This is a genomic window from Micromonospora sp. WMMD1102 (assembly GCF_029626265.1).
In the GTDB taxonomy this organism is placed as follows: Bacteria; Actinomycetota; Actinomycetes; order Mycobacteriales; family Micromonosporaceae; genus Plantactinospora.
The window spans coordinates 2,862,463-2,879,852 of the sequence record NZ_JARUBN010000001.1; the positions used below are offsets into that span (position 1 = coordinate 2,862,463).

At 74.0% G+C, this 17,390-nt stretch carries 13 protein-coding genes; 8 read left to right on the forward strand and 5 right to left on the reverse strand.

Annotated features, from left to right (window positions below):
* Positions 1 to 7: 7 nt before the first annotated feature.
* Positions 8 to 1,183: a hypothetical protein gene (locus tag O7626_RS12655; protein ID WP_278061365.1), complete on the reverse strand. Its 1,176-nt coding sequence runs from the start codon at positions 1,181 to 1,183 to the stop codon at positions 8 to 10.
* Positions 1,184 to 1,351: 168 nt separating this feature from the next.
* Here O7626_RS12655 and O7626_RS12660 point away from each other — a divergent pair, with 168 nt between their 5' ends.
* The 4 genes from O7626_RS12660 to O7626_RS12675 are packed head-to-tail and all read left to right on the forward strand — an operon-like array spanning position 1,352 to position 8,557.
* The gene (locus O7626_RS12660) at positions 1,352 to 2,422 is read left to right on the forward strand and encodes a hypothetical protein (RefSeq protein ID WP_278061366.1); all 1,071 of its coding nucleotides are present in this window, start codon (positions 1,352 to 1,354) and stop codon (positions 2,420 to 2,422) included.
* Positions 2,419 to 4,761 carry a hypothetical protein gene (locus O7626_RS12665; RefSeq protein WP_278061367.1) on the forward strand — a complete coding sequence of 781 codons (2,343 nt, stop codon included), beginning with the start codon at positions 2,419 to 2,421 and terminating at the stop codon, positions 4,759 to 4,761. Before O7626_RS12660 ends, O7626_RS12665 begins: the two co-directional genes overlap by 4 nt.
* Positions 4,758 to 6,770 (forward strand): ATP-binding cassette domain-containing protein, encoded by a 2,013-nt coding sequence (locus tag O7626_RS12670; protein ID WP_278061368.1) that lies wholly within the window; start codon positions 4,758 to 4,760, stop codon positions 6,768 to 6,770. Before O7626_RS12665 ends, O7626_RS12670 begins: the two co-directional genes overlap by 4 nt.
* Complete coding sequence (locus tag O7626_RS12675) at positions 6,770 to 8,557, forward strand: ABC transporter ATP-binding protein (RefSeq protein WP_278061369.1); 1,788 nt, start codon at positions 6,770 to 6,772, stop codon at positions 8,555 to 8,557. Before O7626_RS12670 ends, O7626_RS12675 begins: the two co-directional genes overlap by 1 nt.
* On the opposite strand, the gene O7626_RS12680 is transcribed toward O7626_RS12675, so the two are convergent.
* Positions 8,548 to 9,843, reverse strand: coding sequence for an NAD(P)/FAD-dependent oxidoreductase (locus tag O7626_RS12680; RefSeq protein ID WP_278061370.1), 1,296 nt, complete (start codon positions 9,841 to 9,843; stop codon positions 8,548 to 8,550). The two genes, O7626_RS12675 and O7626_RS12680, sit on opposite strands and share 10 nt — an antisense overlap.
* Positions 9,844 to 9,930: 87 nt before the next feature.
* Positions 9,931 to 10,368, reverse strand: coding sequence for an RpiB/LacA/LacB family sugar-phosphate isomerase (locus O7626_RS12685; RefSeq protein WP_278061371.1), 438 nt, complete (start codon positions 10,366 to 10,368; stop codon positions 9,931 to 9,933).
* A gap of 179 nt (positions 10,369 to 10,547) precedes the next feature.
* Here O7626_RS12685 and O7626_RS12690 point away from each other — a divergent pair, with 179 nt between their 5' ends.
* Positions 10,548 to 10,814, forward strand: a complete 267-nt coding sequence (locus tag O7626_RS12690) for a GlsB/YeaQ/YmgE family stress response membrane protein (protein WP_278061372.1) — start codon at positions 10,548 to 10,550, stop codon at positions 10,812 to 10,814.
* Positions 10,815 to 10,895: 81 nt separating this feature from the next.
* Here O7626_RS12690 and O7626_RS12695 read toward each other — a convergent pair whose 3' ends face one another.
* Positions 10,896 to 11,951, reverse strand: a complete 1,056-nt coding sequence (locus O7626_RS12695; RefSeq protein ID WP_278061373.1) for a DMT family transporter — start codon at positions 11,949 to 11,951, stop codon at positions 10,896 to 10,898.
* On the opposite strand from O7626_RS12695, the gene O7626_RS12700 reads away from it, so the two are divergent.
* Both O7626_RS12700 and O7626_RS12705 read left to right on the forward strand, forming a co-directional pair.
* Positions 11,950 to 13,344, forward strand: coding sequence for a PLP-dependent aminotransferase family protein (locus O7626_RS12700; protein ID WP_278061374.1), 1,395 nt, complete (start codon positions 11,950 to 11,952; stop codon positions 13,342 to 13,344). The genes O7626_RS12695 and O7626_RS12700 overlap by 2 nt on opposite strands.
* Before the next feature lie 220 nt (positions 13,345 to 13,564).
* Complete coding sequence (locus tag O7626_RS12705; RefSeq protein ID WP_278061375.1) at positions 13,565 to 15,406, forward strand: Hsp70 family protein; 1,842 nt, start codon at positions 13,565 to 13,567, stop codon at positions 15,404 to 15,406.
* A 125-nt stretch (positions 15,407 to 15,531) separates the two neighbouring features.
* Here O7626_RS12705 and O7626_RS12710 read toward each other — a convergent pair whose 3' ends face one another.
* Positions 15,532 to 16,308, reverse strand: a complete 777-nt coding sequence (locus O7626_RS12710; protein ID WP_347404782.1) for an alpha/beta hydrolase — start codon at positions 16,306 to 16,308, stop codon at positions 15,532 to 15,534.
* A 209-nt stretch (positions 16,309 to 16,517) separates the two neighbouring features.
* Between O7626_RS12710 and O7626_RS12715 the strand changes: the two genes are divergently transcribed.
* The gene (locus O7626_RS12715) at positions 16,518 to 17,369 is read left to right on the forward strand and encodes an alpha/beta hydrolase (protein ID WP_278061377.1); all 852 of its coding nucleotides are present in this window, start codon (positions 16,518 to 16,520) and stop codon (positions 17,367 to 17,369) included.
* Positions 17,370 to 17,390: the final 21 nt, after the last annotated feature.

Here is a 17,390-nt window from a genome sequence, read left to right on the forward strand (position 1 = left end):
ATGCGGGTCAGGTTGGCGGCTTCTGGCCGGCGCCGTGCAGCAGGCCGGCGGTGGCCAGCGCGGCGAACTCCTCGGTGCGGCCGGTCAGCAGGTCGAAGTCGTGGAAGGTGCGCAGTGCCCCGGGTCCCATGCTGCGCAGGGCACGCCGCGCCAGCGGAGTCTCCAGGCGCTCGGTCAGCCGTTCGGCACTCTCCGGCCAGTTGGTGCTGAGCACCACGCCCGTCGCCACCGCGGTCTCCCAGAGCGCGCGCAGGTGGCGGTCGCCGATCTCGGCGCGCAGCGCGCCGCCGGCCGGGATGTCGGCGAGCGCCGCCCGGTAGGCGTCGGTCAGCTCCGTCCCGTCCCAGCCCCACCCGGCGAGCACCCGACCGGTCGGCAACCGGGTCGAGTAGGAGCCGTCCGTGGTGTCGATGGTGGTGGCGGTGCCGTCGGTCCAGGCCAGGAAGGGCAGCAGCGCCGGAACGTCGAGCACGCCGCCGGTGAGCTGCGCGGCGTCGCCGGCCGGTCCGGGCCCGTCGGGAAGGAGACAGGCGGACAGGCGTACACCGTGCGCGTGGTTGCCGATCAGACTGGACCGGTCGTCGTGCTCGACGAGATTGGGCACGGTCACCAGGCACGGCACCCCGGCCCGGCCGAGGAAGTCGAGGGCCAGTTCGTCGTCGGCCACCCCGGTGTCCGGCTGGGTCGCCAGGAAGGCCGCGAACTCCCGGGCGACGTCGGCCGGCAGCGCGAGTGCCTGGGTCGGCACGTACGGATTCACCATCGGCACCCAGGAGGCGCCGGTCAGGGCCGCGAACCGGACCAGTGCGGCCGTCCGCGAACCCCACTCGACGAAGTAGCTGACCGCCGCCCGGGGCTGCCGGGCCAGGCTCTGCCGCGCGGCGGCCGCGAAGCCGTCCGGCAGCAGGACGTCGTCCTGCACGACGAGGTGGTGGGTGGCGTCCGGGGCGACCGCGGCGTAGGCCAGCCGGGCACTGCGGACGGTGCTCGGCGGGCCGTCCGGCTCCGGATCGACCGCGAGCGCGGCGTCCAGCGGGGCGAGCCCGGCGGCCACCGCGCGGGCCTGCGACAGCCGGTCCGGGTGGGTCATCACGGCCGCCGACAGCACGGGTAGGTCCTCGTGCCCCGCGGCGATGCGCTGCCGGGCGGGGAAGTCGGCGGTGGACGGATCATCGGCGGCCATGTGACCGGAGCTTAACGCATGGATCGGTGTCGAACGGGGTAGATAGACCCGCGTAGATCGTCTCGGTGTTCGCCGCCGACGCCGGTCAGCGGGGTCGGGGCGGACGTCACGGGGGAGCGTGAGACGGATGCTCGACGCACGCTGGGTGTGCCCACCGGTGATCGACCGGTGAGGCCGAAGATCCTGCAGATCTCGGTGCCGCGCGGCGGATCCAACGCCGTGGCCCGGATGATGGGGCAGAGCCCGGACGTCGCCGCCGTACTGCGGTCGCGGCTGCTGGAGGACGGGCGGGACGGACTGTTCCGGGCCCTGCGCGAGGTGGAGCGGGAGGCACCGGACCGGCTGCCCTACGTCAAGGAGCAGGCGGCGTTCCTGCCCGACCATCCCGACGAGCTGTTCGCGCCGTACGACCGGTTTCTCGTCGTCGTCCGGGACCCGGTGCAGCAGGTCGCCTCGGAACTGCTCGCCGTGCTGGGCAACCGGGAACTGTTGCGGGACAAGCTGGTCGAGCGGACCGGGATGCCGGTCGGACGGCGGGAGACGGCCCGGCTGCTCGACCGGTACGCCGCCGCGGCCTGCCTCGATTTTCCGATCGTGCGTCCCGGGGTGCGCGGCTGCTGGCAGGACGTGCTGGCGTACCTGCGGCGGACCCGGGACTTCCGGCCGGTGCACCGGCTGGTCGGCGACCTCTACGACGCGCAGCCGGGCCGGCGGGAGTGCGCCTCCGACACCGAGTGGTTCAACCGGGCCATCTTCCGGGTCGGGGTGCTCTGCTGGCTGCGTACCGTCGAGCTGGTCCGGACGCTGGTCGAGGCGGGCGTGCCCCGGCTGGCGATCGTGGACTTCGGCGACCTGCAGTACCGGCCGGGCCGGATCGCCGAGGTGTGCGGCCGGCTGGCGGTCCGGTTCGACGAGCGGATGGTCACCGGGCCGTGGCATCCGCCGGGGCGGTGGTTCGAGGCGGGCCTGGACCGGGACGAGGGACACCGGTGGGTCGGCCGGGCCTTCACCGCGACCCGCCTCTACCCGTCCCGCCCCACACCCTGCGATCCGCGCACCCTGCCGCCGGTCGCCCAGGAGGCACTCGCGTCCAGTATGGACAGCTACCGTGCCCTGCTCGGCCATCCGGCCTGCCTGTCGCCGGACGACCCGATCGCCTCCGGCGGGGTGGCGGCAGCCGACCGTGCCGGCGCGGAGGGTGCGGCGGCGGTGACCGGTCCCGGCACGGTGCGTCGATGACCACGACCGGGCACCGGACGCTGCCGCGCGCCGCGCTGGTGAACGCGGTGCTGCGCCGGGTCCGCGCCTGGACCGGGCTGGCCGGAGCGCTCGCGTCCGAGCTGACGGCCCGACTGCGCGACCAGGACGAGGTCGCCGAACTGCTGGCGGGCGCGCGTGCCGAGGCGGTGATCCGGGTACCCGACGCGCACCTCGCCGCCGACCTGCTCGTGCTGCTCGACCAACTCGCCCTGTACGGCGGTCGGCGGCTGTCCCTGTGGCCGGAGGGCGGCTGGGCGTACCGGGTCGTCGACGCGTCGACGGCGGCACCGGCGTTGCCCCGCACCCTGCTCCGGCAGCTCGCCGAGCAGGCGGTGCCGGAGCGGGCGGCGGTGCCGTACCAACCGTGGTCGGGGCGGATCGACCGGATCGCCGTGATCACCCACGACCGTCCGGAGACCCTGGCCGACTGCCTCGCGGCCCTGCACGCCAACCTGCGCCACTTCGGTCGGCGACATGTCGAGGTGGTGGTCTACGACGACTCGGGTCCGGTGCGGCGTCCACGGGTCCGCTCGGTGGTGGGCGACGCCGCCTCGGCGGGCCTGCCGGTCCGCTACGTCGGGCCGGCCGAGAAGGACGCCCTGCGGTCCGTCTTCGAGCGGAGCCTGCCGGACGGGGATGTCGACCGGCCGGTGCTGGACCGGCTGCTCGGCGCGTGGCGTGCCGACGGGAGCTGGGCCGGGTCGGCCGCCGAGCAGCGGAACTGGGCGATCCTGTCGGCCGCCGGCCGGCGGGTACTCGTCTGCGACGACGACGTCCGGCCGGCGGCACTCGACGCCACCCTGCCCGAACAGCGCGCGGCGGCCACGGCCGCGGTGCGGGACGCCGAACTGCGCGCGGCGGGCACGGCCGTGGGGCGGGACGCCGAACTGCGCGCGGCGGGCACGGCCGCGGTGCGGGACGCCGAACTGCGCGCGGCGGCCAGCACCGTCGGGTCGGAGGCCGGGCGGCTGCTTGCCGGGCACCTGGCTGGCCGGTCGGACCGGGCGGCGCCCCGGCCGTGGCCCACCGACCTGCTGGGCATCCTGGAGGAGACCGGGCCGACCCTGGTGTCCGCCGCCTACACCGGACATCCGGATCGGCGCAGTGCCCTGCTGCTGGAACGCTTCTTCGTGGCCTCGGAACGCAGCATCGACGTCTGTGACACCGATCCGCCGTGCCGGCAGGTCCGGCAGGCGGCGTTCACCGGCGGCCCGCGCAAGTTCCGGGGCGGCGCGTTCGTGACCAGCGGCACCGGCGAGGGGGTCGAGTTCGCGGTCCGGCGGGGACGCAACGAGGACTTCGCGCTCGCGATCAGCCTGGCCGTCACCACCAGAGGCCGGCCGGAGCCGCACGAGTCGCCGACCGCCTTCCTGCTGCACGAGCGCGGGCCACGGCACTCCGGGCCGTTCCTGGCACACCGGCAGGAGCGGGAAGGCGACCTGGTCAACCGGCTGATCGAGGAGTTGGGCCGGGACTACGCCGAGACGGTGCCCGGCCCCTTCGACCCGGCGGGCTTCGGTCGGTACGGGCTGACCCGGGTCGACGAGGGTCTGGACCGTGCTGCCGCCGTACTCGCCGGTGAGCTGTTCCGGGACGGGCTCGCGTACCGGGGGCGGGCGGTGGCACATCTGCGGGTCCTCGGCACGGTCGAGACGCGGCTCGGTGCGGCGGCGACCGGACGGGCGCTGGCCAGACTCCGCACCCGCTGGTACGCCGACCGGGCCACCCCGGCGCCGGCCCTGCTGCGTACCGCCGCCCGGCTGCTGCGGGAGCGTCGCCCGCTGCCCGCCCCGGTGCTGGCCGCCTGCGTGCAGGTACTCGTCCCCGCGGGGATCATCGCGTTCATGGACGTCAGGTCGACCCGGCAGCGGCTGCGTACGCTGGCCGGCGACGAGCAGGCCGCCGCGGTCGCCGTACTGGAGCGGGAGGCGGGCTGGTGCACCGGCACCGGCCACCGGGCCGGTCCGACCGGAGTGGGCGCCTCCGGCGGTGCCCAGGTGCCGCTGTCGGAGCTGGCCGGCCGGCTCGCCGCGAAGGCGGCCAGGACCCGTCGACTGATCAGCGAGATCGACGCCGAACTGGGCTTCGGGTCGACACCCGCCGACCGGCCACCGGACGAGCGGACCCGTCTTGCCGCACAGGCCCGGTTCGCCGTCGACGTGCGCGCCCGGGTACGCGACGAGGTGCGACTGTTCCTGCGCGCCGTGCCGTACGCCTACCGGTTGCGGTCGGTGCTGCCGGCGCTGGACGGAGCGCCTCGGCTGGAGGGAGCGCCTGGGTTGGACGGGGCGGGCCAGCGGGACGGAGCGGGCCGGTGAGCTGGTGGGCGGAGGCGGTCCGGCCGCGCCTGTTGCTGCTCGGCGGGCTGCGGACGGCCGGTCCGGGGCCGGTCACCGCCCTGCTCGGCGTGAACCTGACCCTCGGGGTGCTGCCGGTGGCGTTCGTGGTGGCCAGCAGCGTCCTGGTCGGGCGGGTGCCGGCGGCGGTCGACGCCGGTCCGGGATCGCCCGCGTCGGCCGGGCTGTTCTGGGCGTTCGGCACGGCTGCCGCGCTCTTCCTGGCCCAGCAGGCGCTCGCACCGGTGCAGGTGGCGCTCGGTGAACTCGTCAGGCTACGGGTGGACGGTGCCGTGCACGACCGGGTCATCGCCACCGCGCTCGGCGGGACCGGGATCGCCCGGATGGAGGATCCGGCGGCGCTGGACGCCCTTGCCGACGCGGCCCGCCGGCTGGAGAGCAACTGGGAGACGCCGGGGATGGGCTGTGCCGGGCTGCTCGCCCTGGTGGCCCGGTATGTCCGGCTGGCCGGGTTCGCCGCACTCGTCGGTGTGGTGGTGGGCTGGCTCCCGGCGGTACTGCTGGCGGTCACCACGCTGCTGTTCCGCTACGGCCAGCGTGGCGGCCTACGGAAGTACTCGCAGGTGTGGGTGAAGGTGACCCCACTGATCCGCCGGGGCCGCTACCTGCGCGGCCTGGTCCTCGGACCGGGCGCCGCCAAGGAACTGCGGGTGTACGGGCTCGGCGGCTGGCTCGCCGAGCGCTACGAACGCAGCTACCGGCGCTGGCTGGCGCCGGTGTGGCAGGCCCGTCGCCGGGTCTACCTCTGGCCCTACCTCGGCTACACGACGATCGGGCTGGTGACCGCCGTCTGGGTCTTCACCACCGTGGCGGACGCCGGTACCGGCCGGCTCACCCTCACCGAGCTGGCACTCGCCCTCCAGGCGACGGTGGCGGCGCTGCTGCTTGGCGAGTACTACCCTGAGGCGGACTCGCCGACCCAGTTCGGCATGCTGGTCGCCGGTGCCGTGTCCCGGTTCGAGCGCCGGATGCGTCCGACCGACGGCCCGATCGCCCGACACCCCGCCCCGGCCCGCGACGGGCCCGTCGAGCCGGGCCGCGACGCGGCTGTCGGACACGACGTCCGCGACGCGGCTGTCGGCCCGGACCCCGACCCGGCCGTCGAGCCGGCCCACGATTCGTCTCGCGAGCCGGCCCGCGGTTCGTCTCGGGACCCCGCCGGGCTGCCGGAGCCGGTCGTGCGGTTCGAACACGTCACCTTCCGCTATCCCGGCGCTGACCACGACGTGCTCGCCGACCTGGACCTGACCCTGCCGGCCGGCCGCTGCACCGCCCTGGTGGGCCTGAACGGCGCGGGCAAGACCACCCTGGTGAAGCTGCTGACCCGGCTGCACGAACCGACCGCCGGCACCGTCCGGTTCGGCGGCGCCGACCTGCGCGACTTCGACGTCACCGCCTGGCGCCGGCAGATCAGCGTGGTGTTCCAGGACTTCGTCCGGTATGAGCTGTCGATCGCCGACAACGTCGCCTTCGGTGCCGTGCACGCGCCGCGCGACCCGGACCGGATCCGGCGGGCCCTGCACCGGGCCGACCTGGCCGACCTGCTCGACGGCCTGCCCGCCGGCCTGGACACACCGCTGTCCCGCAGCTATCCGGACGGCGTCGACCTCTCCGGAGGGCAGTGGCAGCGGGTCGCCATCGCCCGCGCCCTGTACGGGGTGGACCACGGCGCCCGGCTGCTGGTGCTGGACGAGCCGACGGCCGCCCTCGACGTACGGGCCGAGGCGGCGTTCTTCGCCAGGTTCGTGGAGTTGACCCGTGGGGTGACCTCGTTGCTGATCTCGCACCGCTTCTCCAGCGTGCGGCACGCCGACCACATCGTGGTGCTGGCCGACGGTCGGGTGGTGGAAGAGGGTGACCACGACGCGCTGGTCGCCGCCGGTGGCCGTTACGCCGAACTCTTCCACCTCCAGGCGGAACTGTTCGCCGACGAGCCCGGCGTGACCATTCCGGACGGGGGTGACCGGTGATGGTCGAGACGGTTCGCGGCTGCCTCGAACTGGTCCGCCTCTCCTGGCGCCAGCGACCGGCCAAGCTGATCCTGGCGGTACTGCTCAAGCTCGCCGAGGCCGCCGCGCTGCCGCTGGTCGCCGCCGCGCTCGGCGCGCTGACCGACGCGGTGCTGGACGGTGACCGGCCGGCCGCCGTGTTCGCCGGGTGCGCCGCCGCGACGGCGACGGTAGCGGCGCTCACCCTCGGGCACTTCGCGCACATCGCCTACTTCGAACTCGGCGAGGTCAACCTGCTGACCAAGGATCGCCAGCTCATCGACGTGGTCACCGGTTCCGCCTCGATCGAGCACCACGAGCGCCCGGACTACGCCGACCGGATGCAGACGCTGACCCAGGAGATGCAGCGGGTCGGCTGGCGGAGCATGGAGTCGCTGCTCTCCGGGTTGGGCACCGCTGTCGCGGTTACCGTCACGGCGGTGCTGCTCGCCCGGCTGCACCCGGCCCTGCTGTTGCTGCCGCTGGCCGCCGTACCACCGATGCTGCTCGGGCAGCGGGCGGAACTTCTGCTCTCCCGGGCCCGCGACGCCACCGCCGAGAGCGCCCGGCGGGCGCGGCACCTCTTCGACCTGGCCACCGACCCCGGTGCGGCCAAGGAACTGCGGGTCTCCGGAATGACCGCCGAACTCCGCCGCCGGCACGACACGCTGTGGCGTTCGACCGTCGGCCGGCTGTGGCCGGCCGAGGTGAGGGCGGCGCTGTTGCGGGTGGCCGGCCAGACCTGCTTCGCCCTGGGTTACGCCGGGGCGGCGCTGCTGGTGCTCCGGGACGCGGTGGCGGGCCGGCGCAGCGTCGGGGACGTGGTCCTGGTCATCGCGCTGGCAGCGCTGGTCAACCAGCAGGTGAGCGCCATGGTCGGGCTGCTGCGGGACCTGCAACGGGTGTCGCTGGCCCTGGCCGGCTTCCGCTGGCTGCGGGAGCTGGTCACCCGGGCGCCGCGCCCGGCGCCGGACGCCGCCGTACCGGCCCGGCTGCGGGACGGGATCCGGCTGCGCGAGGTCGGGTTCGACTACCCGGGCACCGACCGTACCGTCGCCGACGGTGTGGACGTGCTGCTGCCGGCCGGTGCGACCGTGGCCCTGGTCGGTGAGAACGGTGCCGGCAAGACGACGCTGGTCAAGCTGTTGTGCCGGATGTACGAGCCGGACCGGGGCCGGATCGAGGCTGACGGGGTGGACATCGCGCGGTTCCCGCTCGACGACTGGCGGGCCCGGATCGCGGTCGGCTTCCAGGACTTCGTCCGGTTGGAACTCGCCGCGCGGCAGGCGGTCGGTGTCGGCGACCTGCCGCTTGTCGACTCCGAAGAGGCAGTGCTGGCGGCGCTGGACCGCGCGGAGGCGGCGGAGCTGGTCGAGGAGTTGGACCGGGGGCTGGACACCCCGCTCGGCCTCTCGAACCGCAACGGGCGCCAGCTCTCCGGCGGGCAGTGGCAGAAGATCGCGCTGGGCCGGGCGATGATGCGGCCGGCCCCGCTGCTGCTGGTCCTCGACGAGCCGACGGCGGCCCTGGACGCCGAGGCCGAACACCGGCTCTTCGCCCGCTACGCGGCCAGTGCCGGACGGGCCGCCGCGAGCACCGGTGCGATCACGGTGCTGGTCTCACACCGCTTCTCGACGGTGCGGATGGCGGACCTCATCCTGGTGCTGTCCGGCGGCCGGCTCGTGGAGGCCGGCGACCACGACCAGCTGATGGCCGCCGGCGGATTCTACGCCGAGTTGTACGCCATCCAGGCACGCTCCTACCGTTGAGCCGGCGCTCCCAGCAACCGGGGAGCCGTGCGGCGACGACCGCCCAGCAGCCGGGCGGCGGCGATCCGGGCCAGCGCCCGGGGGCCGACCAGGCCCAGCAGGTTGCCCGGGGAACGGAACCGGGACATCGGAACGGCTCCGGAGAGTACGCCGAGGAACTGGTCGACGGCGGTCGGCCGGGCGGCCAGCGCGGTGAAGAGTTCCCGGTCCACCGCGCCGGGCGGCCGGAAGGCGGCCAGTTCGAGGGTGAGGTCGTACATCGGTGTCGCGGCGGCGTCCCGGCGGGCCAGGTACCCGGCCAGTTCGTCGTCGAGCCGGCCGCCGCTGTCCAGCCCGGCGGCGACGGCGTCGACAAGCAGTTCGGCGTCCCGGAAGGCGTTCCCGATGCCCTGTCCGGTGATCGGGTCCAGCACCAGCCCGGCGTCGCCGACAAGCGCCCAGCCGGGGCCGTGCGGCATCCGGAACGTGCTCGGCAGGTCCGGGGTGAGCCGGAACCGTTCGGCCCGCTGGCCGGCGCGTACCCGGGCGCCGAGATCGCCGCAGTCGTCGAGGGTGTCGAGGTAGCGGGCCTCGACGTCGGCCCGGAACGCCGGGAACTCGCCGGCCGGTCCGGCGACGTAGGCGATGGTCAGGCCGTCGTCGGTGGGGAAGACGGCCACCGTACGCCCGGGGCGCTGGTAGAGCTCGCCGCCGGACATCGCCACCCCGGACCAGTACGTGTAGCAGGCGAACGTGCGGGGCGGCTGCTCCCGGTAGGCGGTCGCCTGTACCGCGGCGGCGACGGTGGACCGCTTGCCGTCGGCGCCGACCACCAGCGAGGCGGTCTCGGTCACCGCCGCGCCGCCGCGCTGCCGCCCGCGCAACCCCACCACCCGGTCCCCGTCCCGGACCAGCTCGTCGACGTCGAACCCCTCCCGTACCTCGGCACCCGCCTCCCGGGCCGCGTCGACAAGCAGTGCGTCCAGCCGGGTACGCCGTGGACTGTAGAGGGCGTCGGCGCCCTCGTGTCCCGGGTAGCGGCCGGCGAGTACGACGCCGAAGCCGGTGTCGAGCCGGACCTCCCGGGTGGCCGGAGCGCCGGTTGCCGCCAGCCGGTCCAGCAGGCCCCAGCGGAGCAGTCGGGCGATCCCCGGCACCTGGATCTGGTGTGTCGAGAGGGTGTCACTGGGAAAGCGTGCCCGGTCCACCGCCAGCACCCGCAGGCCCCGGCGGGCCAGCAGCATGGCGGTTGCCGCACCGGCCACCCGGCTGCCGACGACGATGACGTCGTACCCCCGTACCGGCATCGGATCTCACCCTTCTTTGGATACGGTCGGCCGGCCGGTCCACTGTGTCGCCGCGGACGGCGACGGCGCGCCCGGCCGAGGCGATGGTCAGCGCGGCGCGGGCCGTTCCGGCTCCAGGTCCGCGAGCCGGGCGATGTTCTCCGCCTCGTCTGGATCGGGCCGGGGTGTTTCGAGGAACGCCCGGGTGACCTCGACGGCCACGTCCGGGGCGAGCCGCTTCAGGCTCAGCGCGAGCACGTTCGCGTCGTTCCAGAGCCGGGCACCGGTGGCGATCCACGGCTCCCAGGCGAGTGCGGCGCGTACTCCGGGCACCTTGTTCGCCGCGATCGCGGTGCCGGTACCCGTCCAGCACATCAGCACGCCGAAGTCGGCCCGTCCGTCGGCCACCGCCCGGCCCACCCCGGCACCGATCTCCGGCCACTGGTCGCCGCTACCGACGCGCTGCACCTCACCGAGTCCGGACAGGTAGCCCAGCACCGCTCTGGTCGCCTCGTTCTCGTCGTCGGCGCCGAAGGCGATTCGCATCCGGCCAGCATACGGATCGCACCGCCGCGGCCGGATCCCACGACGACCGGTCGTTGAGTGCGCGGCGTCACGACGCCCGGTCGACGGGTGCGCGGCGTCACGACGGCCGGTCGAAGGTTTCTCGCCGCAGGCCAACGGGCACTGCGTCCCGGGTCGACAACACGCGAAGGAGACTCAGCATGGAGATCAGCGGCATTTTCGGTGCCCTCGTCATCGGTCTGATCATCGGCGCTCTCGGCCGGCTCGTCGTACCAGGCAAGCAGAACCTCCCGATCTGGCTGACCCTGGCGATCGGCATCATCGCCGCACTGCTCGGCACGGTTCTCGCCGCCGCCTTCGGCGTGGCCAAGACCCCCGGCATCGACTGGATCGAACTCTTCCTCCAGATCGGTCTCGCGGCCGTCGGCGTCGGTCTGGTTGCCGGCGTCTACGGGCGCCGTCCCTGACCGGGGACTCGGACGGGATGGCCGGGCGCCGGCCATCCCGTCGGCGTCGGGCCGCTCAGCTGAGTGCCGGTGTCGACCCGCTCATCGAAGTGCCGGCGACCGTGCCTCGTCAGCTCCGTCCGCCCGCCGTACCCGATCTGTCGGCACCGCCCGCCCGACGCGGTGGCCGCCGGCCGGGGTGCGGCGTCGCACCCGGGTCCGCCGCACCCGATCTGCCGGCAGCGTCGGCCGGGACCGGGTGCGCTGGATCAGGACGACGCAGGCCAGCACCACAAGCGCCGCCCCGATCGACGCCGGGGTGACGGCCTCGCCGAGCAGCAGCGCCGACCAGGCCAGGGTGAGCACCGGCTGCGCGAGCTGGACCTGGCCGACCTGGGCGATGCCGCCCCGGGCCAGGCCGGCGTACCAGGCGAAGAAGCCCAGGAACATGGAGACCAGGGTGAGGTAGCCGAACGCCGACCAGGTGACGGCGTCGGCGCGCGGCGGGGCCGCCACGGCGGCGACGATCGTGACCGGCAGGGTGACCGGCAGCGAGAGCAGCAGGGCCCAGCAGATCGTCCGGGCGCCGCCGAGCTCCCGGGCGAGTACGCCGCCCTCGGCGTACCCGAGGCCGCAGAGCAGTACCGCCGCGAGCAGGAACAGGTCGGCCACGGAGAACCCACCGTGCACCGCACCGCTGGCGGCGAGGAAGGCGAGCACAGCCAGCAGCCCGGCGGCGCTCGCTACCCAGAACAGCGGCGGCGGACGCTCGCCGGCCCGTATTACCGCGAAGACGGCGGTCATCGCGGGCAGCACGGTGATCACGACCGCGCCGTGTGCCGAGGTCTGGGTGAGCAGCGCCAGCGAGGTGAAGAGCGGGAACCCGACGACGACGCCGAGCGCGACGACCGACAGCCGCCGCCACTGGTCGCCGGTGGGGCGGGGCGCCCCGGTGATCCGCAGGTACGCGAAGGCCAGCAGTGTGGCGCCGACGGCCCGGCCGAAGGCGATGAACCACGGGTCGAGCTGCTGCACCGCGACCCGGGTCGCCGGCAGCGACATGCTGAAGGCGAGTACGCCGAGTGCGCCGAGGGCGAGGCCGAACGCCCGGCCCGCCGTTACCGTCCGATGCGCAGTAGCGCTACTCTCATCCCTCATGGACAACGGTAACGCCCGAGAGCGCGTTATCCAAGATCTGCGCGGCCTGGCGGCCGTCGCGGCGCCCGGCACGCGGCTGCCCTCGGTCCGCGAGCTGACCGCCCGGCACCGCGCCTCACCGGTCACGATCGCCGGGGCGATCCGGCAACTGGTGGCCGAGGGCCTGGTCGAGGCGCGGCCCGGCCGGGGCACCTTCGTGGCCGTACCGCCGCGGCCGCGAGCCGCTCCCGACCTTTCCTGGCAGACCGTCGCGCTCGGTCCGGGCCGGCCGGGGGAGGAGGAGATGCAGGCGCTCCTGGCGATACCGCCGGCCGGAGCGATCCCGCTCTCCGGCGGCTACCTCGAACCGGAGCTGCAACCGGCCACCGCGCTCGGCGTCGCGCTCGGCCGTGCCGCCCGGCAACCGGCGACCTGGCAGCGCGGCCCGGCGCAGGGGCGGGAGGACCTGCGCGCCTGGTTCGCCCGCGAGGCCGGGTCCGGGCTGCGCGCCGACGACATGGTCATCTGCCCCGGTGGCCAGGCGGCGTTGTCGACGGCACTGCGCGCACTCGCCGTCCCCGGTGACACCCTGCTCGTCGAGTCGCCGACCTACCTGGGCGCGCTGGCCACCGCCCGGGCGGCCGGGCTGCGGGTGGTGCCGGTGCCCGTCGACGGCGACGGCGTACGCCCCGATCAACTCGCCGCCGCGTTCGCCCGTACCGGCGCCCGGCTCTTCTACTGCCAGCCGCTGCACGCCAACCCGCACGGCGCGACGCTGGCCGGGAACCGCCGGGTCCGGGTCACCGCCGCCGTACGCGACGCCGGGGCGTTCCTGATCGAGGACGACTACGCCCGCGACCTCACGATCGACGGTGAACCCCCGCCGCCACTTGCCGCCGACGACCCGGACGGGCACGTCGTCTACCTCCGTTCGCTTACCAAGTCGACGGCTCCCGGGCTGCGCGTCGCCGCCGTCGGTGCCCGTGGCCCGGCCGGCGCCCGGCTGCGTACGGCCCGGCTGCGTGACGACCTCTTCGTGGCCGGTCCACTGCAACAGGCCACGATCGAGTTCGTCAGCACCCTGGCGTGGACCCGGCACCGCCGTACCCTGCGCACAGCCCTGCGGGCTCGCCGCGAGGCGCTGCTCACCGCGCTCCACCGGCACCTTCCGGACCTCGCCGGGCAGCCGGTCCCGCGTGGCGGCATGCACCTGTGGGTCCGGCTTCCGGACGGTAGCGACGACGTCGCGCTGGCCGCCGCCGCGGCGGCCGAGGGGGTCGTCGTCTTCCCCGGCCGCCCCTGGTACGCGGCCGAACCCCCCGCCCCGCACCTGCGCCTCAGCTATGCCAGTGCCCCGCCCGATCTGATGGACGAGGCGGTCCGCCGCCTGGCCCGCGCCTTCGGCGCCTGCTGAGCCGCCGCGTGCGCCTTGGCCGACCCTGCCGAGCCTCGGTGGCACCCTCGGTCGCGCCTCTGGCCGCGCCCTTCGGTGGGTCCGGGCGGACGTGGCGGTCCGCGATGGAGTCCCTCGGTCGCGCCTCTGGTCGCGCCCTCGGGTGCGTCCGGGCGGATGTGGCGGTCCGCGACGCGGTCCGTGCCCGGATGGGGCTTGCCGCCATTGATACCGTCCGTTCGTGGCAGCGACCCCACCCGCCCTCGGCATCGACTTCGGCACCTCGCACACCGTGGCCGCACTGCGGATGCCGGGCGACCGGATCGAGTCGCTGCTCTTCGACGCGTCGCCGCTACTCCCGTCGGCGGTGTTGGCGCAGCCGGACGGTCACCTGCTGGTCGGTCACGACGCGCTGCGCGGCGCACGGCTCGACCCGGGCCGGCTGGAGCCGAATCCCAAGCGCCGGATCGACGACGGGACGCTGCTGCTCGGCGAGGTCGAGACACCGGTCGGAGAGGCCGTCCGAGCGGTGCTCGCCCGGGTGGCCGAGACGGCGCAGCGTGCGCTCGGCGTCGTACCCCGGCCGGTGGTGCTGACCCATCCGGCGAGCTGGGGTGTGCGGCGTCGTACCGTGCTCGCCGAGGCCGCGACCGGGGCGGGGCTGGGCAGCCCCGGCCTGGTGGCCGAGCCGGTCGCCGCGGCGATGTACTTCACCGAGGTGCTCGGGCACCGGGTGCGGCCGGGCGACACCCTCGTGGTGTACGACCTCGGGGGCGGAACGTTCGACGTCAGCGCGGTGCGACGGAGGACCGACGGCGGCTGGGCGGTACTGGCCACGGCCGGGCTGGACGACGTCGGCGGGGTCGACGTCGATGCCGCGATCGTCGACTGGATCATCGCGCATCAAGCGGTCGAGGTTCCCGCGCGCGACACCGCGCTCGTCGCGCTGCGCTGGTGGCAGCTCGTGCGTCAGGAGGCGCGGGCCGCGAAGGAGCAGCTCAGCCGGGTCGCCTCGGCGTCGATGGTCCTACCTGGACTGGATCGTGACATCCACCTGACCCGGGAGGAGTTCGAGCGGCTGGCCCGGCCGCTGCTGGACCGGACCGTGGCGCTGACCACGTCGACACTCGCTGCCGGCGGCGTCGCAGCCGACCGGCTGGCCGGGGTCTTCCTGGTCGGCGGGTCCAGTCGGATACCGCTGGTCGCCACCATGCTGCACCGGATGCTCGGGGTGCCGCCGACGGTCATCGACCAGCCCGAACTGGTCGTCGCGCACGGCAGCCTCCGCACAATGCCCGAACCGGCCAGCGCCGCACCAGGGCCACCACCGTCGGGGGCGCCGGGACCGCCGGTGACAGCACCGGAAGTGCCGGCGGGAGCCCTCAGGCCGCCGGTGACAGCACCGGGAGGACCGTCGGGAGCGCCCTTGTCGCGGGTGACAGCACCGGGGGTGCCGGCAGCCGTGCCTGTGTCGCCGACGGCAGCGGCACGCCGGCCAATGGCTGCCGTCGCCGCCGTGCTGCTGCTCGGCGCCGTGCTGGGTGCGACGATGACGGCATACCCGCTCGTCGCGACGTACGACGGGCCGATTCCATACTGGACGGACCGGTACGCCTGGCAGCTGCTGCCAGTGGCGGGTGTGCTGGCCGGGCTGTGGACCCGTCGGCGTGGCGCGGCACTCGCCGCCCAGGCGGTCGCCGGGGTGGTCGCCGGGATCGTCGGGCTCGCGGTCGAGCGGGCCGACCGGAACATCTTCCGCCTGCCGTGGGGTACTCCGGAACACTTCTACTTCTGGGACCACAACCCGGATCTGTGGTTCGTGGCGCTGGTCGGTGGCTGCCTCGTCGCCGGTCTCGCCACCGAGGCGGCACTCGCCGTGACCGCGCGGCTGGCCAGCCGCGGCCTGGCCCTGGCCGTCGTCGTCGCCGCCGGCATGCTGCCGAGTCCGCTACTGCTCCTGGTCCTCGACTGGTCCTCCCGGCCGCCGCTCAGCCGGGTGGCGGTCGACACGCTGTTCGCGTACCCGTTCGTCCTGCTGCTGGTCTGGCCCGCGGCGTGGCTCGCCGGGCGGCCCTCGCAGTAGGCCCTCGCGGTAGGTCCTCCGCCGTGCCGTGCCGGCCGACCGGCCGACCGGTCGGTCGGTCGGTCGGATCGTGGCGGGTCAGAGCGTGGCGGGGCGGGCCAAAGGCGTGGCGGCTCCGGGGCAGGTCAGGGCGTCTCGTGGCGCGGCAGGGTCTCGCGGAGGAAGTCGACGAGCAGGGCGGTGACCTCGGCTGGTCGTTCCAGGCTGGGCAGGTGGCCGGCCCAGGGGAGTTCGCGGTGCCGGGCGTTCGGCAGCAGTCCGGGCAGCCGTTCGGCGATCTGCCGGAAGTCCGCCAGGTCGTGCCGGCCGGAGACGACGAGGCAGGGCGCGGTGATCTCTCCGAGGTCGGGCTCGCCGAGATCGAGACGCGGTACGTCCTCGACGGCGGCGAGCTGCACCTGGAAGGCGTGCCGCTGCATGTCTCGGACCCGTTCCCGGGTCGGCTCGTCGGTTTCCGGCCCCAGCCAGGTCGCCACGTTGAGCTCGACGGCGCCCGCGAGGTCGCCCGCCTCGAGCAACTCGTCCTCGCGCTTGCCGAAAGCCGCCAGCTCCGGGCCCGGCTGGTGTCCCGGCATGCCGGGACAGAGCAGTGCCATGCCGCTCACCCGGTCCGGCCAGCGGGCGGCGAACTCCAGCCCGACCCGACCGCCGAAGGAGGCCGCCACCAGGGCCACCCGCCGCACGCCGAGCGTGTCCAGCAGGTCGAGCACGTCCGTGACCTCGGAGTATGGCTGGTCCGGCAGCGGAGTCTCGCCGAAGCCCCGGAAGTCGCAGCGGATCACCTGGTATCCGGCGTCGCGCAGGGGGAGCCACTGCTGGTCCCACATCCGGCGATCACAGACCGAGGAGTGCAGCAGGAGAACGGCGGGGCCGGATCCGTCGACATCATGGCAGAGCGTCATCACCGGAGACCCTAGGTTCCCCGATCTGAGGTCACCAGCGAATATCGCCATCCCGTCGGCCCGGTCCGGAGCGGCTGGCTAGGCTGATCTGGGACGACAAAATCGACAATTCGTGCATCTATCGGCGAGGACGGGGTACTCGCCGACGCGCGTCGGTCGACGCCACCCGCCGGCAACTGCGGGCGGACACGGGGGAAGGGAAGAGACGGGTGCCCTATCTGACTGTCGGCGTGGAGAACTCCGCGCCCATCGATCTGCACTACGAGGATCATGGCGCCGGGCAGCCGGTGGTGCTCATCCACGGCTTTCCGCTCAGCGGGTCGGCGTGGGAGAAACAGATCAACCCGCTGCTGAACGCCGGCTACCGGACCATCAGCTACGACCGCCGAGGATTCGGCATGTCGAGCCAGCCGGCCGTGGGGTACGACTACGACACCTTCGCCGCCGACCTCAGCATCCTGATGAACGAGCTGGACCTCACCGACGTGATCCTGGTCGGGCACTCGATGGGCACCGGCGAGGTGGCGCGGTACATCTCCAACTACGGCTCCGCCAGGGTGAACCGGGCGGTCTTCATCTCGCCGATCCCGCCGTTCCTGCTGAAGACCGAGGACAACCCGGAGGGCGTCGACCAGAGCCTCTTCGACGGGTTCATGCAGAATGTGATCACCGACCGGGCAAAATACCAGTCGTCGTTCCTGCACGACTTCTACAATCTCGACGAGAACCTCGGCAAGCGGGTCAGCGACGAGGTGGTCCGGATGAACTGGAACGTGGCGGTGAGCGCCTCGCCGATCGGCACGCTGGCGTCCATTCCCGCCTGGCTCACCGATTTCCGGCAGGATCTGCCCCGGATCGACGTACCGGCGTTGATCATCCAGGGCGACGCGGACCGGGTACTGCCCTATCCGGTGTGCGGGCAGCGGATGCACGCTGCGATGCCGAACAGCCAGCTCGTCACCCTGAAGGGTGCGCCGCACGGCATCCCGTGGACCCATGCCGACGAGGTCAACCAGGCGTTGCTGGACTTCATCAGGACCCCGGTCGACGCACTGCTCTGAGCGGACCCGAACCCGGACCCG